The organism is Psychrobacter sp. NPDC064578, assembly GCF_044901245.1.
Classification (GTDB): domain Bacteria; phylum Pseudomonadota; class Gammaproteobacteria; order Pseudomonadales; family Moraxellaceae; genus Psychrobacter; species Psychrobacter cibarius_C.
Map to the genome: position 1 here is coordinate 1 of NZ_JBJDPI010000005.1, position 21299 is coordinate 21299.

At 41.9% G+C, this 21299-nt stretch carries 17 protein-coding genes and 1 pseudogene; 9 read left to right on the forward strand and 9 right to left on the reverse strand.

Going from position 1 to position 21299, the window contains the following annotated elements; translation table 11 throughout:
* Positions 1-795: 795 nt before the first annotated feature.
* The 3 genes and pseudogenes from ssb to ACI2JM_RS06955 form a co-directional block, all read right to left on the reverse strand.
* Positions 796-1419, reverse strand: a complete 624-nt coding sequence (gene ssb / locus ACI2JM_RS06945) for a single-stranded DNA-binding protein (protein ID WP_238048566.1) — start codon at positions 1417-1419, stop codon at positions 796-798.
* Positions 1420-1683: 264 nt separating this feature from the next.
* Positions 1684-2295, reverse strand: a pseudogene (locus tag ACI2JM_RS06950) (DUF3833 domain-containing protein).
* Between the two features lie 136 nt (positions 2296-2431).
* Complete coding sequence (locus ACI2JM_RS06955) at positions 2432-3796, reverse strand: MFS transporter (protein WP_404643163.1); 1365 nt, start codon at positions 3794-3796, stop codon at positions 2432-2434.
* Positions 3797-4504: 708 nt separating this feature from the next.
* Here ACI2JM_RS06955 and uvrA point away from each other — a divergent pair.
* From uvrA to ACI2JM_RS06975, 4 genes are all read left to right on the forward strand, one after another.
* A complete protein-coding gene (gene uvrA / locus ACI2JM_RS06960; RefSeq protein ID WP_404643165.1) occupies positions 4505-7411 on the forward strand; it encodes an excinuclease ABC subunit UvrA in 2907 nt (968 codons plus the stop codon).
* A 324-nt stretch (positions 7412-7735) separates the two neighbouring features.
* On the forward strand, positions 7736-7999 hold the full coding sequence (locus tag ACI2JM_RS06965) for a hypothetical protein (protein WP_404643167.1): 264 nt from the start codon (positions 7736-7738) through the stop codon (positions 7997-7999).
* Between the two features lie 127 nt (positions 8000-8126).
* Complete coding sequence (locus ACI2JM_RS06970) at positions 8127-9896, forward strand: P-loop NTPase fold protein (protein ID WP_404643169.1); 1770 nt, start codon at positions 8127-8129, stop codon at positions 9894-9896.
* A 21-nt stretch (positions 9897-9917) separates the two neighbouring features.
* Positions 9918-9965, forward strand: a complete 48-nt coding sequence (locus ACI2JM_RS06975; protein WP_372814928.1) for an archaellin/type IV pilin N-terminal domain-containing protein — start codon at positions 9918-9920, stop codon at positions 9963-9965.
* A 284-nt stretch (positions 9966-10249) separates the two neighbouring features.
* Here ACI2JM_RS06975 and ACI2JM_RS06980 read toward each other — a convergent pair whose 3' ends face one another.
* Positions 10250-11104: a M48 family metallopeptidase gene (locus ACI2JM_RS06980; protein ID WP_404643171.1), complete on the reverse strand. Its 855-nt coding sequence runs from the start codon at positions 11102-11104 to the stop codon at positions 10250-10252.
* Between the two features lie 521 nt (positions 11105-11625).
* On the opposite strand from ACI2JM_RS06980, the gene ACI2JM_RS06985 reads away from it, so the two are divergent.
* From ACI2JM_RS06985 to gorA, 3 genes are all read left to right on the forward strand, one after another.
* Positions 11626-12414 (forward strand): threonine/serine exporter ThrE family protein, encoded by a 789-nt coding sequence (locus tag ACI2JM_RS06985; RefSeq protein ID WP_045444295.1) that lies wholly within the window; start codon positions 11626-11628, stop codon positions 12412-12414.
* Position 12415: 1 nt separating this feature from the next.
* Positions 12416-12868, forward strand: coding sequence for a threonine/serine exporter family protein (locus ACI2JM_RS06990; RefSeq protein ID WP_010201359.1), 453 nt, complete (start codon positions 12416-12418; stop codon positions 12866-12868).
* Between the two features lie 174 nt (positions 12869-13042).
* On the forward strand, positions 13043-14398 hold the full coding sequence (gorA, locus tag ACI2JM_RS06995) for a glutathione-disulfide reductase (protein ID WP_404643174.1): 1356 nt from the start codon (positions 13043-13045) through the stop codon (positions 14396-14398).
* 118 nt (positions 14399-14516) lie between these two features.
* Here the strand turns inward: gorA and ACI2JM_RS07000 are convergent, their stop codons facing one another.
* Both ACI2JM_RS07000 and ACI2JM_RS07005 read right to left on the reverse strand, forming a co-directional pair.
* Positions 14517-14984, reverse strand: a complete 468-nt coding sequence (locus tag ACI2JM_RS07000) for a DUF4870 domain-containing protein (RefSeq protein WP_404643176.1) — start codon at positions 14982-14984, stop codon at positions 14517-14519.
* 48 nt (positions 14985-15032) lie between these two features.
* On the reverse strand, positions 15033-15401 hold the full coding sequence (locus ACI2JM_RS07005) for a hypothetical protein (RefSeq protein WP_045454206.1): 369 nt from the start codon (positions 15399-15401) through the stop codon (positions 15033-15035).
* Positions 15402-15648: 247 nt separating this feature from the next.
* Between ACI2JM_RS07005 and ACI2JM_RS07010 the strand changes: the two genes are divergently transcribed.
* Positions 15649-15804, forward strand: a complete 156-nt coding sequence (locus ACI2JM_RS07010; protein ID WP_404643178.1) for a hypothetical protein — start codon at positions 15649-15651, stop codon at positions 15802-15804.
* Between the two features lie 36 nt (positions 15805-15840).
* Here the strand turns inward: ACI2JM_RS07010 and ACI2JM_RS07015 are convergent, their stop codons facing one another.
* A complete protein-coding gene (locus ACI2JM_RS07015) occupies positions 15841-16464 on the reverse strand; it encodes a GNAT family N-acetyltransferase (RefSeq protein ID WP_404643180.1) in 624 nt (207 codons plus the stop codon).
* Positions 16465-16555: 91 nt separating this feature from the next.
* Positions 16556-18193, reverse strand: coding sequence for an FAD-dependent oxidoreductase (locus tag ACI2JM_RS07020; protein WP_404643182.1), 1638 nt, complete (start codon positions 18191-18193; stop codon positions 16556-16558).
* A 384-nt stretch (positions 18194-18577) separates the two neighbouring features.
* Between ACI2JM_RS07020 and truD the strand changes: the two genes are divergently transcribed.
* Positions 18578-19747 carry a tRNA pseudouridine(13) synthase TruD gene (gene truD, locus ACI2JM_RS07025; RefSeq protein WP_404643449.1) on the forward strand — a complete coding sequence of 390 codons (1170 nt, stop codon included), beginning with the start codon at positions 18578-18580 and terminating at the stop codon, positions 19745-19747.
* 32 nt (positions 19748-19779) lie between these two features.
* Here the strand turns inward: truD and ACI2JM_RS07030 are convergent, their stop codons facing one another.
* Positions 19780-21237, reverse strand: coding sequence for a diguanylate cyclase (locus ACI2JM_RS07030; RefSeq protein WP_404643184.1), 1458 nt, complete (start codon positions 21235-21237; stop codon positions 19780-19782).
* Positions 21238-21299 lie beyond the last annotated feature (62 nt).

The following is a 21299-nucleotide window of genomic DNA, read 5'->3' on the forward strand; positions in this document are numbered from 1 at the left end:
AGTCCATAAAATAGCGCAGCTTCTCGTATGGTCATACCATCAGTGATGCTAGAAAGTACCTGTTTGCGATAGTCTATTGAATAAGTCATCGTTTATTTCATTAAATGCAATTGTTAATAGGGTTGTATCGGTTTTATTTGGATTAGACTATAGTCAATTGATTATAAAAGCGTGACAGCTTTAACCTTTCACATTGAACCAACCCTGTCCTAAGCAGTCGACCAGATAAATTTTTATTATTTCAGCCATTAAACAGTCAAATTTTGACTTTTTATTGGTTAATAAGAATCACTTTAAATGAAAGCCCCACATTTAATATTGTTTGAATTATTGATTCGAGTGGATTATATCAACCCATTTAATGAACCGTTAGCATTAATTAAATCCAATAGAACAGACGGTCTATATAGGATATGAAAGGTAGTTTTCATAAATTTCAATATAAAATTTGATAAGATAGTGAGAATAAAAAAATCGATAAAATCAATGAAGTAGGTTAATACTTATCCGCTTTATCTTCTTACTAAATCGTTTACCAACCAATAATTAATTTTCTATGCTTTAAAATAACCATCAAGACGCAACTATAAAAACCAACAAACGTTTTACTTTTTTAGCGAGATAATATAGCAATTGATAAAGTATATCTTTCTAAACGCGCTCACTCTCATACGACCTTTATGGGCACTATAAAAAATCTATTTTTTTAAGTCATTTATCCCTAGCCATAAAAAAACCCTGCAATTGCAGGGTCTTCAGGGAACATACTTTACATTAAAGTCTAAGGTGTATTCCTCAGAACGGAATATCATCATCGACAGGACCGTCTGGCATTGCTGTTGGCTTTGACTGTGCAGGCTTTTGCGCAGGTTGATTGAACTGGTTCTGCTGAGCAGGTGCGCTTTGATTGTTAAAGCTGTTTTGACCACCTTGAGCAGCTGACTGGTTGTAACCGCCTTGCTGTGCTGGCTGATTGTTTGCTTGCTGACCAAAGTTGTTTTGATTGCTTTGACCACCTTGATTGCCATAGCCACCACCTTGACCCTGATTTTGACCGCCAAAGCTATTATCACTTTGACCACCAGTCGCACCATCTAGCATTTGCATTTGCTCAGCGCGAATCTCAGTAATATAACGGTCTTGACCATTGGGATCTTGATATTTACGAGTACGCAAACTGCCTTCGATATAAACTTTACTGCCTTTACGCAAATACTGCGCGGCGATTTCACCCAAACGATTAAATAGAGAAATACGATGCCATTCCGTCGCTTCTCTTTTTTCGCCACTTTGCTTGTCGGTCCACTGCTCTGACGTTGCAACCGAGATATTGGTAACGCTACCGCCGTTATTAAATTGACGTGCCTCAGGGTCTGCTCCAAGGTTACCGATGATGATAACTTTATTAACTCCGCGCATGATACCGTCCTTTTACTTATGAATAATTTTATGAATCGCTTTAATGACTGTGCAGCTAAGCGCATTCATTAATGATTTTACTGTAATCAATTTTTATTGGAATATCTACAAGCTATCTATTAAAGACGACAATCTATGTCGTTTAGCTATATATTATAATTTTTGGGTTTAAAAAACCATGATATTGCTATTTTGCCATTTTATTAAGCGAATTAATACTATTACCAGTTACTGACTCATCAACTCACTCTGTCCTTTAGAAACTTATTTAGAATCATTGCTCTCGTTATTGCGATGCATACTCAAGGTGACGCTACCCAGCTCTACGCCAAATTTTTTCATGACTGAGCGATTGAGCATGACGTCTTTATCGACCAGATACATCCAGTCATCAAAATTCACTTTGTAGGTTTTATCCTCAACGGGTAGCTCTAACAAGTAATTCTAATGCAAGGTATTGCCAACCACTTTCCCTGTTGCCTCGCCAATGACATCGCCTGCTGTGCCTTTCCAGCTACCATCAGCTTGTTTGGTCAATCGCCATATACGCTGTGATTTTGATCCATCTGCCCATGCGAACTTCTCATCTAAAACGATGACATTATCGCCTTCGTGAGTGGCATCAATATCAACGTAAAAGCGTCTTTTGACCTCGCCATTGCGACCTTGAAACATGCCCCAACCATCGATTTGACCTGAGAAGAACTCATGCATATCGAGCGTGGGCGTGCTGTTCTGATAGGCTTGGATATTTTGTGTGGCGCAACCTGAGAGTAGTAACGTGGCTGATACACCAGCACCTATTGCCAGCTTTGCCATTACTCGAGGTGCAATATTTTTCCTAACACCACCAGACAACATCGTAAACTTACTCATATTAATTCCTTTTAAATAGAGATAAAGATTTAGCGTTTACTTATTAATAATGGCTGTCTATCTAGTCGTTGTCTACTCAGTTTTTGCCTATTCAACCTTATCTCTACTCGCCTAAGTACGTTGCCTATACGGTGTATTAAATATCTAGTGGGCTCTGTGCCAAACTCGATAACTGCATGCGCGAGTCATCTGTCAATTGTGTCTTGTCTAATTTTAAATAAGCGACTTGCTCTTTCGCCATCACGACCAGCTCATCTACGCCATCTACCGCCAGCATTTGCCGTGACCAGTCTTGGATATTAATGTCTTTAGGGATGGTCACCGTGGTACTCGATAAGTATGGCGGCTGAGAAATGGGGATAATAATGAGTAGTGCCACGCCCATAATGACGGCTAAAATACCCCACGCCAGCAAATTCGGCTGACTTAATAACAAACCACCCATCGCACCACCAACGAACGCGCCAAAGAACTGGCTAGATGAATTTAGCCCCATCGCAGTGGCTTTGTTAGCGACTGGGGCGCGCTTAGATATCCATGAGGGAATCGTTGCCTCAAGCAAGTTAAAGCCCATAAAGTACAATAACAGACCTAATATAATACCAACGCCAACCTGACTGCCAATAGCCAATATCGCTAAAGCAGCGGTCATCAGCGCAATCGCGCCTAAGAATACTTGGCGCATTTTGCGTTTCTTTTCGGCGATAATGATAAAAGGAATGGCGACGGCAAAACCGATAAATAACAGCGGCAAATAAACCAAGCCTTGCTGACGTACCGATAAACCCATCACCTCATTAAGCTGATGCGGCAATATCACAAATATCGCCGTCATGGTTAGATGCAGAGCAAAGATACCGATATGTAAACGGTTTAAATCGCCGATTTTGAGGACGGTCGCTAATTGTTGACCAATCGATTTATTGTCTAAATTGTGTTTAAGCACTCGTAGCGGTGTCGGCACAAACAACAGTAATAGCATCGCCAAAACAGCAAAGCCTGATGTCAACCAAAATAAACCAGAGATACCTAGTGAGCCAACCAATAACGGACCAAAGGCAAAGGCGAGCATAATGGAGGTTGCAATGGTCAAACCCATCGTTGCCATCGCTTTGGTACGCATTTCTTCGCGCGTTACATCAGCCAACAATGCCATCAATACCGCAGAAACCGCGCCACTACCTGCCAGTGCTCGACCAATAATGACCTCATAAATATCAGTCGCATTGGCGGCAATGATACCGCCGAGAGCAAATAAGATGAGTCCTAAAAAGATAATCGGCTTACGCGGGAATTTATCCGCAGCAAGACTCATAGGAATCTGAAATATCGCCTGCCCTAGACCATAAATACCGACCGCCAAACCAATCAAAAATGGCGTCGCGTGCGCATAATTGTCACCATATACAGAAAACACAGGCACAATCATAAACAGACCAATCATCCGCAAAGCAAATATACCACCGACCCCGAGGATTGCCCGTTTTTCTACGCTATTCATACTTGCCTCACTGGTTTGTCATTGCTGATTTATCACTACTGCGCTGCTTATACTATTGTGATGCTATCAAGACTTTAGCTACAAATTAAGCTCACTAGTATAAGACATTCGCCGTTTGCGTGCCGAGACTTTTGTCTTATTGGTACAGCCTCCTATACCTCTTCAACCCAAGCCATTCATATTACGCGATTATTTTGTTACCAACTGCATCGGATGTGCAATCACACCTTGAATAATGCGGTCGCCATGACAATAAAGTAAGGCGTCATAAATATTATTACTCGTCAGCTAGAGCGATCGCTTAGATGACAAACTCCTCTATAAAATGACATTTTGGTCAAAACCATGACAAAAGATGACTACTACTTAACATTGATTTGATTTAGATTTGCTTAGTCATACGAAAACCAATCACCTCAAAGGCTGTAGAATAAGAAAACAGCAAAATGAACGCCGAGCAGCATACTGCTCAGCAATTATAAAAATTAAAACAGTAAATTAGGCATCTATAGCTCTCACTTCATCAACGTATGAACACTTTATAAAAATATTATTTATAACAAAATCTTTGATAATAAAACTATTTATAACCACATTATAAACTTACGAAATATTCACGTTTTTAACCAACCATTCTATTGATCTATATTTAGCTTTTAATTTGAGATATTTTCAATCCCCTTTTAGCAAATAGGAAACCTAACACCGATGGCACACGAGTATATTAAGGTTCGCGGCGCACGCACTCATAATCTAAAAAATATCGATTTAGACATTCCACGCGACAAGTTCGTAGTAATTACAGGTTTATCAGGCTCTGGTAAATCGTCATTGGCATTCGATACGCTGTATGCCGAAGGGCAGCGTCGTTATGTCGAGAGCTTGTCGGCGTATGCGCGTCAGTTCCTCTCGCAAATGGAGAAGCCTGACGTCGATAGCATAGAAGGCTTGTCGCCAGCAATTGCTATCGAGCAAAAATCGACCAATCATAACCCACGTTCTACCGTCGGTACGATCACCGAGATTTATGACTACTTGCGTCTGCTCTATGCACGTATCGGTACGCCTTTTTGCCCTGAGCATGGCGAGCCAATGGTCGCGCAGTCAGTCACCGAGATGGTTGACCAAGTCATGGCGTTGCCAGACGACACCAAAATCATGATCTTAGCTCCAGTGATTCGTGAGCGTAAAGGCGAGCATACGGTCCTGCTTGAGCAACTAATTGGTCAAGGCTTTGTGCGCGTGCGTGTTGATGGCGATGTCTACGATACCGATGAGCTACCAACCCTAGATAAAAAGAAAAAACACACCATCGAAGTGGTCGTTGACCGCTTTAAAGTCCGTGATGATTTGGGTAACCGTGTTGCAGAGAGCTTAGAGACAGCTTTACGTTTGGGTCAAGGTCTGGTCACGCTACACTTCATGGATGGTAATCCAAAAGAAGGCGGCGACGAAAACCAAGTCATGTCAGCCAAGCACTCCTGCCCTGTCTGTGATCGTGCCGTACCTGAGCTTGAGCCACGCATGTTCAGTTTTAACAACCCATATGGCGCTTGCCCAAGCTGTGACGGTCTTGGTAAACGTCAGTATTTTTCTGCCGAAAAGCTGATTACCCATCATGAAAAATCGCTGAATCAAGGCGCGATTAATGGTTGGGATAAGCGTCATGCCTACTACTTTGGTTTGCTCTCTACCGTTTGTAATCATTTCAAAATTGACATGGATGCACCGTGGCAAGATTTGCCAAAAGAACAGCAAGACCTCATCATGCAAGGCTCTGGTAAAGAGAAGCTCACCTTTAACTTTACTGATGAGCGCGGTCGTAAGACCAATAAGACCGTGCCGTTTGAAGGAGTGCTGCCTTATTTAGAGCGCCGTTATGCCAAAACCCAAAGCAATCTTGTGCGTGATGAGTTGGCAAAATACTTGGCGGATACCACGTGTAACGTCTGTGATGGCGCACGTCTTAATGAGATATCACGCAATGTCCGTGTTGAGAATCACACCATCGCCCAAATCGTTAAGCTGTCTATCGGTGATGCTGCTGACTATTATAAAACGCTAAAAATTAGCGGTCATAAAGGTGAAGTCGCGGAAAAAATCTTTAAAGAGATTAATGAGCGTTTAAACTTCCTTGTCAGTGTTGGACTTGATTATCTCTCCCTTGCACGTTCTGCTGAAACGCTATCGGGCGGTGAAGCACAGCGTATTCGTCTGGCTAGCCAAATTGGCGCAGGACTAATGGGCGTGATGTATGTGCTTGATGAGCCATCGATTGGTCTACATCAGCGCGACAATGATCGTCTGCTAAAAACTCTAACGCGCTTGCGTGATTTGGGTAATACCGTACTGGTCGTTGAGCATGATGAAGATGCCATTCGCCAAGCAGATCATGTGATTGATATCGGTATTGGTGCAGGCGTACACGGTGGTCATATTATCGCTCAAGGTACGGTCGATGACATTATGGCAAACAAAGAATCGCTGACTGGACAATATATGTCTGGTAAGAAGAGAATCGAGATTCCAGCCATTCGTCATAAAGCCAAAACGACCGATATGGAAGTCAAAGGTAAGGCCAAAGCTCAAAAAGTCCCGATGACGATTGAGCTAAAAGGTGCCTCAGGTAATAACTTGCATGATGTAGATTTGACCATTCCCATTGGTATTATGACTTGTATCACGGGTGTCTCAGGTTCGGGCAAATCAACTTTGATCAACCGTACCTTAATGCCATTAGCAGCAACCCAGTTAAATAATGCCTCAACGCTTATCGCTGATAAACATGAGAGTATTAGTGGTCTTGAGCATTTGGATAAAATGGTCGATATCGATCAAAGCCCGATTGGTCGTACGCCGCGCTCAAATCCAGCGACGTATACCGGTGTATTTACCCCAGTACGTGAGATGTTTGCACAAACGCAAGAAGCACGCGCCCGTGGTTACAAACCGGGTCGCTTTAGCTTCAACGTAAAAGGCGGACGCTGTGAGATGTGTCAAGGTGATGGTCTTATCAAAGTTGAGATGCATTTCTTACCTGATATGTATGTGCCATGTGATACCTGCGAAGGTAAGCGCTATAACCGTGAGACCTTAGAGATTCACTATAAAGGTAAAAATATTGCCGATGTCCTAGATATGACCGTAGAAGATGCCACTGAATTCTTCTCAGCCATTCCAGCGATTTATCGTCGTCTGCAAGCATTGATGGATGTCGGTCTTAGCTATATTCGCTTGGGTCAGTCTGCACCGACATTATCTGGTGGTGAAGCGCAACGTGTTAAATTAGCGCGTGAGCTGGCCAAACGCGATACGGGACAAACGCTCTATATCTTGGATGAGCCAACCACTGGTTTGCATTTTCATGATATCGATAAGCTGCTGCATATCTTGCACGCTCTACGAGATAAAGGTAACACTATCGTCGTCATCGAGCACAATCTTGACGTCATCAAAACGGCGGATTGGGTGATTGACCTAGGCCCTGAAGGTGGTAAAGGTGGTGGTATGATCATCGCTGAAGGCACGCCTGAACAAGTAGCTGAAGTCACAGAATCCTATACTGGTATATTTTTAAAGCCGATGCTAGAGCAAGGCATGAAAGAAGTGAGCTAATAGCATTTAGATAATTATTGATCAAAGGCTACTCTATTATAGAGTGGCCTTTTTTGTTGGGTGGCATAAAGCTTTGTCCAACCTACGAGCTGTGAATCTTGATTGATAGATGAGTTTGTGAGGTTTCAACTGGTACTAATTCGTTGCGTTACCTTTCTTAATCTTTATTAAAGATACTTAAACGTTGATTGTATTAATATTTAAATGGTTAAGCATCATGCGCAAATGTATACGATATAGAAACAACTGGTTAATAACGATATAGCATGCACAAATTGACGCTATTTACTCTTGTACGATCTCTAAAACTTTTAAGGACTTTTTATGAAAAAATTACTGTTCATTGTCTTAGCATCTACTGTTGGCATTAGTGCCTGTGCGTCAAACGGCACAAGTGATCATAATCATAAAAGACCTGCGATGTCATCAGAAATGAAACAAGCAATGGATGACTGTGCTCAACGAGTTGGCGTGAAAATGTCTAAAGAAAGTCGTCCAAGCCAAAGTGATATGAAAAAACTAGAAGCATGTATGACTGCAAAAGGCTATAAAAAACCTGAAGGACATGGTCAAGGCCGTCCGCAATAACTAGCATTTTTTAGATGACTGATGATGAAAGGCTACTCTTTAGGGAGTGGCCTTTTTTGTTGGGTAGGAGTTTTATTTTGGTGTTAATATAATCGTTAATTTAAGAACATATGTAAGGCAATAAGCAATGGCAAATGTAGAAAATCTAGAAAAAAGACTTGTAAATCTTATCGAAACTGAAAAACCTTGTGCCATTGCTTTAACTGGCGAATGGGGAGTTGGTAAGACTCATTTTTGGAAAGAGTTTTACAAGAAAAACCATAAAGATTTAGGAGTCAGTAAATATTCTTATGTTTCGCTATTTGGCGTTGATTCAATAGATGCTTTGAAGTTCGAGATTGCACTTAGCACTCATGCTACTACTCAAAAGAAGGACTACGCTACTGGACTAAAAAGCATATTTAAGAAAGGATTGGATGCTATAGACTTACCAAAAATTGAAGGTACAGGTGTCACTTTGTCTCTCGGTAAAGGCTTAATTAGCAGTGCCATTACCAGTATTATTGGAGACACGTTGATTTGCATTGACGATATTGAAAGGCTATCTAAAAACCTAGACATTAAAGATGTGATGGGTTTAGTAAATCATTTAAGCTTAGAAAAAAACTGTAAAGTAGTAGTGATATTACATGAAGGTAAAGCAGACAAAGATTTTATAGAATATAAGGAAAAAGTGTTTGATGAAGTGTTAACTTTAGATAACTCACTATCTATCATCAAAGAGATAATCATAAATAATGAGCTTTTTCCTATATATGAAAATTTTTATCAAACTATGGACATCAAAAATATAAGGTTTTACCAGCGAGTTGAAAGAACTTTCAAAGCTATACTAGATAATTCAGACGATGACCTGTCTTTCACTAGTAAACAACAAATTTTGGAAGCTCTTTTAATTATACGTATGGCTCATGATATGCCTTCTACTTTTGACAATACTATCGATTTCGATTTCTTTGTGAAGTCATTCAGCTCACCTAGAGTCGATGAGCTTCGTGGTTATGACTTTGATCTTGCATTCAAATTAGATGAAAATAGATTAGATGATGAAGAGAAAGTTGAAGTAGCAAGAAAATTCAAAGTAATGGATGATGTTATTTCTCAGTTTTATAGCTACTTTGAACTGTCAGGCTGGAATAAAATAATAACAGACTTACTCATCAACTTAGATGCAGAAAGTGATGTTATCGAAGAATTAAGTCGATCAGATAGACTCACAGAAACTCAATTAGAAAGCGATAGAGAAAAGCAAGATTTGATGGCTGAATATCGTAATTTAAACTCAGATCAAAGCTTCAATCAGAGACTGTTTGACAATATTAAAGATAGAATAGACAGAGAAGCATTCCCTAATTTAAGCTTCCATTACAATATACTCGAAAAAAATGGTTCTTCTGAGTTAGCCAACCAATTTGAAGAGTTAGTGAAACAATATATAGAAGAGAGAGTTAAGAAAGGACCAGAAGAGTGGTTTATAGGAGATTATTATCTTAGAACTCCAGTAACTTCCGATATTTTTTATAACTTTCTTTTGCAAACAATTAATGATCAAAAAAAGGGACTGGCTCTAAATACTGATGCTAGTACCCTATCCGAAATTTTTATGCGATTTTGCAAACATGGAAATGATAGTGAGGATTTTTTTGAAGCTATACAAAATATTAGCAAAGAAAAATTCAGTTCTGTTGTTTGGCAACCGCTTGATGATGGAATAGATAGAATTCGATATATTCAAGAATTGCTAAAACACCCTGCTTTTAAAACCGATATTGCTAAATTTGAAGAGGTTAAGAAATGGACTTTAGAGTTACTCCAAGAGAGAATCGAAGAAAAACCGAATAGCAAAGCAGCTATCGAGCATCTTTTAGAGCTTACGAATAACTTAGAGAATATATAATCGTAATACTGAATAGCTGTCATGAGACGCGGTTTAGCCCCGATTGTAGCGGTTATCCTGCTCAATTGAACGAGTTGCGAGGACTAGGTTTTGGATTGGCTACGCGGAGCAAGAGACAGTACAAACCGTAGCCCTCGCCTCGTATCAGTGAGTAGATATGAGCGGAAAGCAGGATTGGCTCCAATACTTAGTTGTTAGACCTCTTACCTCGCTGCCAACCTACTTGACACCCAAAATCACGACGTCAGATAAAATTTAAATCAGCCACCTTTAGATATTTCCTTGTAAAAAAAGGCAAGTCGTTTGACTTACCTTTTTTGATAACATTCACTGATTTGATAGCATTTACTGAGTTATTTACGTTTAATGGTTCTAGTCGTTACTCCAGTCGTTGCCCCACTAGTTGCGTTAGCAGGTGCTTTAGCAGCCGCTTGATAAACTGGCGTAACCTCAGGTAAGAGTGCCTGAATTTTAGCGATACGCTGCCCAGAGTTTGGATGCGTAGACATTAAAGTAGCTATGGTGTTGCTACGACCATTGGCAGCCTCCATTTTTTGCCATACTGCAACGGCAGCTTCTGGATTGTAGCCTGCCTGCGCCATCAAGCGTAGACCACCCGCATCGGCTTGTGACTCCTGACTACGAGAAAATGGCTTATCAAGTCCATAGTCACTAATCAAACCCAACGCATCATCACTTAACCCTGTTCTTGACTGTAGTTCGGCACCACCTAACTGCAGCGCTAAGCCTGTCAGAATTTTTTGCCCAGCATCTTTTTTACTGTGCTCAGATAGCGCATGGGTCATTTCGTGTCCCATGATTGCCGCGATCTCTGCATCTGTTAACTGTAGCTTTTCTACAATACCGGTATAAAAAGCCATCTTACCACCCGGCATTGCCCAAGCATTTAATTCAGGTGACCGTATAACCGTGACCTGCCAATCAAAAGGGACGCCTGTTGTATTAGCGCGAACGGCGTAGGGCTTCATACGATTAAAGACGTTTTTAACTCGAATGGCGGTAGCAGAAGTATTATCTACCGCGCCTTGACTACTGGCTTTAGAGACCACTTGAGAGTAACTTTTAGCCGCATCGGTATTTAATGAAGCCGTATCGTACCCTGCCATATCGGCTACCGTAGTACACCCTGCTAAAGTAGTAATAGTAGTCAGCAATAGAGCATTTTTTATTTTATGAAAAGTGGTCATTAGACGTCCTAGTTGAGAGATGCAATTGAGTTAAATAACTAAGCTAAAGGCAATGAATTGATAGACTTAACATTCCACTATCGAAATTCATGTCTTGCCACACATTAATTGAGAGCACATATAATTGATAACGTAACTAAAATTCAATCAATATGTAATTATTATGTAAGTAATGTGTCTAAATTATCGAGAAAGAGATTATCACTATAGAAAACAAAAGTCTATTAATTTTATAACCTATTATTTGTTTGATATCACAAGCCCCAGCCAACCTCCATTTGACGCCTACAACTTTATTCCTTTAATTAGAATCGCTGCTCAGAGAGCATCCTGAAATAGATTCCATCTAAATAAACGCTCGTATCACATTTATCACTCGCGCATCTACCGTACGTTCTATTTTCTCTTTGTCGAAAAGTTTATAATTTATCGTAGCATCAAACATAATATCCGATAATGTCTGCGCGTCAGCTCCCAGACCCTTTATAATAGCGTATCAATACCAACCTGCGTGTCTCACCATGACCTCTATCAGCTATGTAAAGCAGCAACGCATTACTCGACTATGCGTGCGCTGCGGCTTACTCCTTATGCAGTATGGCGCTGAGTCTGCCGTGGTGGTGGACTTGTCCAAACGCTTGGGGCTTGCGTTGGGGATGAACAGCGTTGAATGTTCTCTGAATTTTAACGCTATCACCCTGACGACCATCTGTGACGAACGCTGTATCACCACCACCAGAGACACGATCAATCAAAGCATCAATGTCAATTTATTGGTACAAATTCAGCAAATTATCAATAAAACCGAAGCCACCGTAGACAGTACCGATTTGATTGACCGCACTACCCTTGCCTTTGATGAGTTAGATAAGACCGTTTACCCAACGTGGCTGGTGGGCATATTTGTTGGTGCGTCTTGCGCAGCGTTTGCTTATCTGAATGGTGGCAGTTGGTCGATTACCGCCGTGACATTTATTGCGGGTATGGTAGCGATGTTCACCCGTATTTATCTGTCCAAACACCACTTTAATCCCTTTATCACCGTCATTGTGACCGCTTTTATCGCCTCTTTAATTGGGGCGACGACCTACTATTTTGATATTGGTAATAATGCCGATATTGCGGTTGCCTCTAGCGTGTTGCTACTGGTGCCCAGCTTTCCTTTAATTAACTCGTTCTCAGATATCTTAAAAGGCTATGTCAATATTGGCGTTGGGCGTGCGGTGTTTACTTATATGCTCACCTTATCCGCGTGCGTTGGTATCGTCATGGCGCTGGTTTTACTACGCATACAGCATTGGGGGTTTTGAGATGTGGTTCATTGAAACTGTGGTGCTTTCATGTATTATTACCCTTGGTTGGACGCTCATGTTTAGCGTACCCAAACGCTATATTTTACCTTGTTTGCTGATGACTGCTTTTGGCTTCGGATTAAAGACTGCTCTCGTTTATCAGCATGTGCATCTCGTGGTTGCCAGCTTTTTTGGGGCAATGCTTGCCAGCTTTTTGGGCGTGTATTTTTCTAAGAAATATACCTTACCACCCAAAGCACTTATCTCGCCTAGTGTCATTTGTATGATGCCCGGTATCGCCGCGTATAAAGCGATGGTCAGTATGGTGCAGATTGGTTATTTTGGTTTTTCAGACGAGTTATTTAGCCAAATGATGGTGTATTTATTCGAAGCTTTATTTGTCACCTCAGGATTGGTGCTAGGCTTATCCATTCCCGGACTGTTATTTTATAGACGACGTGCCATTGTATAGTTTGGTTTAGGCAGGTTTAGATATCTAATTGCTAGAGTATTTGCAAATAAATACTAACCATACTCAAGCAGTTCAACACACCTTAACCATAAAAAACTTGTAAGATGGATGATAAGACCCATTACGGTAGAGTTCAAGATAGCACCAATAACAACTTAATAAAGAGATCTCATTATGACCAAACATTATGATTATATCGCCATTGGCGGCGGCAGCGGTGGCATTGCTTCAATCAACCGTGCGGCTAGCTATGGCAAAAAATGCGCCATTATCGAAGCCAACCAACTGGGCGGTACTTGTGTGAATTTGGGCTGCGTTCCCAAAAAAGTGATGTGGTATGGCGCGCAAATTGCCGAGGCTATTCATAAATATGCGCCAGACTATGGCTTTGATGTGGATGTTAAAGGTTTTGACTTTCAAAAACTGGTGCAGAGCCGTCAACAATATATCGAAAATATTCATCGCTCTTATGACAATAACTTAGCCAAAAATGGCGTAGAAGTGATCAAAGGCTTTGCCAAATTTGTTGATACCAATACCGTAGAAGTGAATGGCGAGCTTATTACCGCTGACCATATTTTGATTGCCACAGGCGGTCACCCGATTCAGCCAGATATCAAGGGCGCAGAATACGGCATCGACTCTGACGGCTTTTTTGCGTTGAATCATTTGCCAAAACGCGTGGCAATTGTGGGAGCTGGATATATCGCTGTTGAAATCGCAGGCGTGTTAAACAGTTTGGGCGCTGAGGTGCATTTGTATGTACGCCAGCACTCGCCGCTGCGCTCATTTGATCACAGTGTGGTAGAGGCATTGCTGATAGAGATGGAGCAAGATGGTATTCAATTGCATACCAATACTACGCTCACGGAAGTCAATAAAAACGAAGATGGCAGCCTGACTTTGTGTACCGAAAATGGCAGCCTAGACACGACAGATTGTTTGATTTGGGCGATTGGTCGTGCGCCATCGACAGACAATATCAACCTGCAAGTGACGGGTGTAGAAACGAACGAGATTGGCAAAATCAAAGTCGATAAATTCCAGAATACCAATGTTAAGAACATCTATGCGGTCGGCGATATTATCGAAAACAGTGTGGATTTAACACCCGTGGCTATTGCAGCCGGTCGACGCTTATCCGAGCGCTTGTTTAACAACAAGCCTAATGAGCATTTGGACTATACGTTGATACCGACGGTGATCTTTACCCATCCTGCTATTGGTACGATTGGTTTGTCTGAAATCGACGCGGTTGAGCGCTATGGTAAGGATAATATCAAATGTTATAAATCGACCTTTACCTCGATGTATAGCGCGGTGACCCAGCATCGTCAGAAGTGTATGATGAAATTGGTGTGCTTGGGCGATGAGGAAAAAGTCATTGGTCTACACGGTCTTGGCTTTGGTGTCGATGAGATGATTCAGGGCTTTGCGGTCGCCATCAAAATGGGCGCGACTAAAGCGGACTTTGACAATACAGTTGCCATTCATCCAACTGGCTCAGAAGAATTTGTGACAATGCGTTAATTTGAGTAGGTAGTATTAATAGAAAGCCTATTCTATAAAACAACCCCATAAGTGGTAAGCAACTTATGGGGTTGTTTTATATCAGTATATTTTTTTAACGTTACCCACTAAATTGATGTTACTTAATCAGACGAATATTAAAAGGCACTCTAAAATCTTTACCAGAAGAGCACTTGATTGCCCCCATTACGCAAAACACTAAGTGCGAGAAGCCAAATAATACCAGCGCTAGCATTGGAATCATCGCTAAAGGCGCAAATATAAAGGCTAGAATAAAGCCAAGTATCATTGCCACAATCCATAAGCCAATATAGCCGATAACGAAAGTGATCGACCAGTTCAGCGCCTCTTTAGCTTGTGTTTGCACATAAGCATCATCTTTTTTGACTAGCATAATAATGAGTGGTGGAATAAATCCAAAGAACAAACAGCCTAACCAGTTTAGGAGAGCTATGTTTGTAGAGTCCTGCTTGGTACTAGCAGCTTGCATATCTGTTCTATGGCTGCTTGCTTGAACATTATTAATATCGTTATTGCTAGCGTCTTTATTGATATTTACGTGGGGTTGTTGCGTACTATTAGGCATGTCTGGATATATTCCTTTATAAAATTATTTAAATATTAAGTTTTGGTTCTAATTACCTAATACCCATTCATCGTTCACTTGATAAACCTTGAAATTGGTCTTGTTAGTGCGGCTCTCCCCCGCGATTGTCTGAGTGATATCAGCGGTACACATATAAGTATTGTCGCCCTCAACAGTATCACAGTTGATATTCTCGACGCGTTCAAGCTTTGGCATCATACCCTCCATCATGCCGCTCATCGCCTTTGCCATCTCATCATTGCCTGCGTTCGCCATTGCATCGTCCATCATACTATTGGCTTGCTCGTATTGTGCCTCGATTAACGCTTCAACTGTGCTTTCAGAAGGTGCATTAGAGCATGCGACAAATAGCGGTGTTAGTAATGCTATGACTGCCAATTTTTTCAGATTAGTCATCTCAATCTCAATGTATCTATAATGTTACTTCACTATACAGAATTACTTCTAAATACCCAACTTAATTTTAGAATACAAGTTTAGATTTATGATGAATAGCTTTAATAATTTAATGAGATGAAGGAATTAACGTGCGGTGCATACTGACAGTACATTCACGATACTGCTATGATGTGGTATTCAAAACCGTTGCGAGATAACTGTGTGGCAGGTGTACTTTTTTATATTACCGATTGGTCTGGGAATTATGACCTTGGCAGCAAGTTTGTTATTTTTGTTTGCTTATCTGATGTCTGATGACAATGCCACGCGCTTGCCCGCTTTTAACTGGTTCAAGCGCTTAATTATCGTGGCATTTATATTACTAAGTGTTGGGCTATTTATGACCTTTGGTCATTTTTGAGGTTAATAAAATCAGCCTTTAAACATTCAATATTCTTTAATGAACCATTTTTTCTAATTCTAACAATTCCAGATCCTCACGTTTTGGCTCACCATTATTGCCGTCATTTGGAAATGGCATTTTATTACCATTTAGCTCATAACCTCGACGTTGATAGTAAGCCAACAGCTCAGGACGATGACTCAAAATAGACATGGTCAAACGTACAGTTTTTCTATCTGCTTCTTGCTCATCTGACTGTAGATGACGAGTCGCAAAGGTTTCTGCTGCTTGCAAAATCACATTGCCGACGCCCTGCCCTTGCAGCACAGGATGTACAGCAAACATACCTATATAGGCTTTTTTACTTGCCTCATTATTGGCTTTGATATCAACAGCGATACAACCAAGTATCTCACCCGTTTCCTCTCCATCACGGTCGCCCGTTGTCGTTTTTGGATAGACAAAGTAATAGTGATTAGGGTCATTAATCACGGCAGCGAGCTCGGCTGACGTGGTTCGAATACCGCCAATTAAATCCGCCTCATTGGTCCAACCTGCGGTCTCGCGATAACAGCGATTTAATAATTGCTCAAGTGCACTAATATCATCGGCGTGCGCTTGTCGCAAAAACACGGACTCTCTCTCCGAGTTATCTTTATCTATAATGTTTTTATTCATATTATAATTTTTCCTTTCCTTGTTTGTATTAAAAAAAACTGACCCAAATCGATAGGTCAGCCTTAATAGTAATATGTATCCATCTTGAGTACTAGGGCGATAATACCTGCGCTTGGTCGATAATATTAAATCCTGCCTGAAGCTGTGTACGCGTTGGCGCATGACCACGGCGGAGCAGTTCAGAAAAGGCAACCAATTCTTTATCATGCCCTAAAGTGCTAGCCGAACTAGCACGTGTGTCTTCCCCATCATCATCAAAGTAGTATTCGATATAATCTAACGTGTCTGGCGAACCAAATAAGATATTATTATCGGGTGTCGCGGCATGTCCACTATAGCGTAGGCTTTTGCCATATTGCATCGTCCAAAAGAAAGGGATACGCGCGGCGAGCGAGCTGACACTTTCATCATTTAATATCGCAGCCGCAGTTACTAAACCATGTTGCAAGGACACACGCCAATGTTCGATGCGCATGCGTCCCATTTTTCCAGAAGCTTTGGCGATATCACCCAGTGCATAAACCCCATCACGCAGCTGTAAACGGTCATCTACTTGTACACCACCTGGTGCATTCACTTCTTCGAACAGTTCTATACGTGGTGCTACGCCAGTCCCTAAAATCACTATGTCGGCATCTATACACTCGCCATTGGTAAGCGTGACACCGCCAACTTGCGAAAAATTGCTGTCACTAGTCTCATCCGCTTTTTCGACCTCAACGATTTCGGTCACACTGGCATCAAAGACAAACTGAATACCTTTTTCCTCATGCAGCTTAATCAGCGCATTACTCACCGTTTCGGAGACAATATTTCCCATTACCCGATGCTCTTGTCCGATGACGGTAATAGAAGCCGTCGTGCCTGCTTGTGCCAATGCGGAAGCAACCTCCATACCGATAAAGCCAGTACCGATAATAACCACACGCTGGTCATGACTGGCCACTTTTATCAATTTGGCATCATCCATACTGCGCAGCGTATAAACGCCATCAAGCTCAGCCCCTTTAAAAGGCGGTATCTTTGGCTCAGCGCCTGTTGCAACCACTAAAAAATCAGCGGTTTGTCTGTCACTATGACCATTTTTATCTTTAATGATAATGGTACGTTCATTGGGCGATACTTCGCTGACAGTTTGATTCAAGCGTAAATTAATATCGTGTTTGCTCGCCCAATCTGCACCGCCTAGTAGAAGCTTCTCTTCAGGCATATTGCCCGCTAAAAACGCTTTGGACAATAATGGACGGTTATAAGGGGCTTTATCATCAGCACTAATTAAGGTAATTTTGCCACCATAGCCAGTGTTACGCAGCTGATGCGCTGTCATAAAACCTGCTGCGCCACCACCCACGATGAGCGTATGCGTATCGATAAGCTTATCATTTGCAATCTTTTTGTCTATCTTCGCTGAGGTATTCACCGTCAAGCTGTCGCCGTTATCGGTCACTTCATATTGAGTCAAGCCTGCTGTCGCGACTGGCTCTAACAGAGTACCATCGCGGCTATCAAAAGTCGCATGATGCCAAGGACAGACCACGCGATTGCCACAACGTAAGCCTGTGCCTAAATCTGCGCCTGCGTGCGGGCATTTGCCATCGAACGCCTGAAACTCATCGTCGTCGCGGGTAATCAAAATGATACTATCATCATCTTGCTTGTAAGATTTCATGCCGCCACTGGCAATATCGGCCTTATTAATAGTCACTGTGTCAATCGTTGTATTGGTCATAAGTCTTCCTTAACAGTTATAATGATTCCCTGAATCAAACGTGTTGAAAATAACCCTATCGCATCAGCCAGTTTCAACGAAAAACACCATTCTCGATACGTTTATTTAAATGCTTTTTTAAAACGCTATCCATTGATAGTAGCAAGACACATTCGCACACGCTGTTTTTTTGTATGTTTCCTGCGTTGCAAAACGTAATCGTTAACTGTTAATCCCTATGCTTACCTATTCTTTTTAAATTTTATCCTCAACATAAAAGACGACTTTATGACTTCTCGTGATGACATGACCGATATTAATGCTAGCCCTCAATCCGCTCTTGAAAGTACTCAACCTGATAACGAGTTACCTGCTAATGGGTCGTTTAATAATGAGCAGTTTGATATGGCAAGTATCGATATTACCGCAGCGACGGATACTGCGCAGTTACCGCAGCCTCTTCAACCACCTGTGCAGCAAGCAACCTATAAAGCCCACGCAACAGACTTTATCGTTAATGAGCTATTGCCGCTCGAATTCACCGGTGAAGGTGAGCATTTATGGCTGCATATCCAAAAATCAGGGATGAATACCGCTTATCTTGCCAAACTGCTGTCAGAGTGGGCAGAGATTCCTCTGCGCGATGTTGGTTATTCAGGCCTGAAAGATCGCCATGCATTGACAACCCAGTGGTTCAGCTTGCGAATCCCAAAAAAACAGCTGCCAGCTGCTGAGTTTGCACCAATCGATATCGGAGCCAATGAATCGGTCACGATCATCGACCAGCAATGGCACAACAAAAAGCTCAATCGCGGCACGCATCGCGCCAATCAATTCATCATCACCTTGCGTGATATCCAATTTGCTGATTTTGATACAGCATTGCCAGCACCTGAGCAATTATTGTCGGCGAAGCAAGATGTCGAACAGCATTTAGCAAGCATCGCTATAGCTGGCGTGCCCAATTATTTCGGCCCTCAGCGTTTTGGACGTAATGGCAATAATATTAGAGAAGCATTATCGCTGTTTGCGCGCCCACCACAACAAAGTCGAGCACAACCCAAAAAGAGCAAACGCAAGCACGCGCCACGTGAGCAGAATACAATGGAGCTGTCTGCCGCACGTAGCTTAATTTTTAATGAGATATTGGCGGTACGAGCGCGTGATGGCAGCTGGAATACTGGGCTGGCAGGCGAAGTGTTTAACTTAGAGGGTTCAGGGTCAATATTTACTAGCGAAGCCATAGACGACACGTTGCGTTCACGCCTTGAGACGGGTGATATCCATCCCACTGCTGCATTATGGGGCAAGGATAATGATAAAGTCAGCGGCATGGCGGCAAATATTGAGAAAAATGTGATTCAGCAAAATCCGCTACTGGCTCGCTTAGCCAATGGCTTAGAGCAGCGCGATGTAAAAGCACAGCGACGCGCGCTGCGCCTACCCATTGAAGCGCTGTCTTGGGAATGGCAGGATAAAGATAATGAACAAACCTTGGTGCTCAGCTTTACGTTAACGACAGGTAGCTTTGCCACCAGTGTCTTGGCAAGCTTAGTAAAACAATTAATATACTAAAACGTATTTGACCCTTCGACTATGGCAGCTAGCTATGTGCCATAGAGCGCCTCAATATTATTATTTTTTGCTACCAACATCTCGTTGGCACTCACCACTTGATCACGGCCACGGCCTTTGGCTTCATACAAAGCCTTATCTGCCATACAAATTAAGCGCTGGCAAATATCATGAGGTAGCTGCACTGCGGGAATTTTACGATTCACGCGTTTGCTACTATACGAGGGGATTCTCTGCGGTTTAGCAAGCGACTGCGAGGCATCCTTTTTATTCAGAGTTTCGCAGGCTTGTTGTATACAATTACGCTCACCATGGGTCAGTGTATATAGCCCCAAGCTGGCAGTCACACTAAAGGCTATATCGTCATCGAGAATGATGACGTGTTTGGCGATAACGCGCCGTAATTGTTCAGCTATTATCATAGCTGTGTCGTGCTTCGTATCTGGCAATACAATCAAAAACTCCTCACCGCCATAGCGACTCACGATTGTTTCATCAGTTAAAGACTGCAAGAGCGTCTGCGCGACCTCCACCAATACTCGATCCCCGATCTCATGACCGTAACTGTCATTGACCTCTTTAAACCAATCCAAATCCAATAAGATAACGCTGATATCTTGATAGTCTTCTACTGACTTCAGCACCTGCTTCATTTGCATCATCCCGTAACGGCGACTTTTGAGTTGAGTTAGCTCATCTTGATTGGCATGCTGTAGAATTTCTTTTTTACTGTCATCTAATATTAGTAACAAAGTACGAAACATATAGATAATAAAAATAGCTTTTGGTAGCGCCATATAAATATGTGTAGAACGCCAAAAAAAAGCGGAAGATCGGCGCAATTGATCAACACTGTCCCAATTTAGCGTGCCATTTTGAAAAATAGAGGCAGAGATAGCGTTTTCGATTGTCGTAATTTCACTATAATTGATATAACTATAATAGGTATCAAGAGGAATGACCGTGAGCGTCATTTGACGTAGATTGGGTAAAGTAACGCCAAGATAAGGAATAAATGTGACTGCTAGAATGACGGCTGCGTGCCCTAAAAATGCTCTCCATACATAGCGCCGACGTATAAGCATCATCCCCAATATCGCACCGCCGACTAAAGAGACGCCCGCGACCAAGCTACTATGTCCTAGAACTAAAATAACCATTGCAATATAGGCACTATAGACCGTAATTAGTATGCCTTGCCACTTATACAGATTGCTATTGGCTTTTTTGACAGGTGAAAAACGACTGGTCATCCATAATAAAAACAAAGCTACCAGTGTCACGCCGAACCATAGTGGATAAAGCAGGGCTATATCGACATAGGTGTCATAAACATCGCGGCGCCACCAAACAAATAAGCACCATAGCCAGTGTAAAGATACCTCCATCACCATAAATAAAGCCAGTAATGACGTTTTATCAGCAGCTTGCCACTCAAAAATTGCTTGAGATAGCTTGGTGTAGCCTAGATGAGATATCGATACAGCCATGGTAGGGCTACCGCAAATAGTGAAAGTTATTAAGTCGACATTAAAACCATTAAATAAAAATC

Excerpts from the sequence above, each read along its gene's own strand:
- ACI2JM_RS06980 (WP_404643171.1), bottom strand. The coding sequence starts at position 11,104 with ATGACCACTTTTCATAAAATAAAAAATGCTCTATTGCTGACTACTATT.
- ssb (WP_238048566.1), bottom strand. The coding sequence starts at position 1,419 with ATGCGCGGAGTTAATAAAGTTATCATCATCGGTAACCTTGGAGCAGAC.
- uvrA (WP_404643165.1), top strand. The coding sequence starts at position 4,505 with ATGGCACACGAGTATATTAAGGTTCGCGGCGCACGCACTCATAATCTA.
- ACI2JM_RS07015 (WP_404643180.1), bottom strand. The coding sequence starts at position 16,464 with ATGAATAAAAACATTATAGATAAAGATAACTCGGAGAGAGAGTCCGTG.
- truD (WP_404643449.1), top strand. The coding sequence starts at position 18,578 with ATGGCAAGTATCGATATTACCGCAGCGACGGATACTGCGCAGTTACCG.
- gorA (WP_404643174.1), top strand. The coding sequence starts at position 13,043 with ATGACCAAACATTATGATTATATCGCCATTGGCGGCGGCAGCGGTGGC.
- ACI2JM_RS06965 (WP_404643167.1), top strand. The coding sequence starts at position 7,736 with ATGAAAAAATTACTGTTCATTGTCTTAGCATCTACTGTTGGCATTAGT.
- ACI2JM_RS07030 (WP_404643184.1), bottom strand. The coding sequence starts at position 21,237 with ATGGCTGTATCGATATCTCATCTAGGCTACACCAAGCTATCTCAAGCA.
- ACI2JM_RS07000 (WP_404643176.1), bottom strand. The coding sequence starts at position 14,984 with ATGCCTAATAGTACGCAACAACCCCACGTAAATATCAATAAAGACGCT.
- ACI2JM_RS07005 (WP_045454206.1), bottom strand. The coding sequence starts at position 15,401 with ATGACTAATCTGAAAAAATTGGCAGTCATAGCATTACTAACACCGCTA.
- ACI2JM_RS06985 (WP_045444295.1), top strand. The coding sequence starts at position 11,626 with ATGACCTCTATCAGCTATGTAAAGCAGCAACGCATTACTCGACTATGC.
- ACI2JM_RS06990 (WP_010201359.1), top strand. The coding sequence starts at position 12,416 with ATGTGGTTCATTGAAACTGTGGTGCTTTCATGTATTATTACCCTTGGT.
- ACI2JM_RS06955 (WP_404643163.1), bottom strand. The coding sequence starts at position 3,796 with ATGAATAGCGTAGAAAAACGGGCAATCCTCGGGGTCGGTGGTATATTT.
- ACI2JM_RS06970 (WP_404643169.1), top strand. The coding sequence starts at position 8,127 with ATGGCAAATGTAGAAAATCTAGAAAAAAGACTTGTAAATCTTATCGAA.
- ACI2JM_RS07010 (WP_404643178.1), top strand. The coding sequence starts at position 15,649 with ATGACCTTGGCAGCAAGTTTGTTATTTTTGTTTGCTTATCTGATGTCT.
- ACI2JM_RS07020 (WP_404643182.1), bottom strand. The coding sequence starts at position 18,193 with ATGACCAATACAACGATTGACACAGTGACTATTAATAAGGCCGATATT.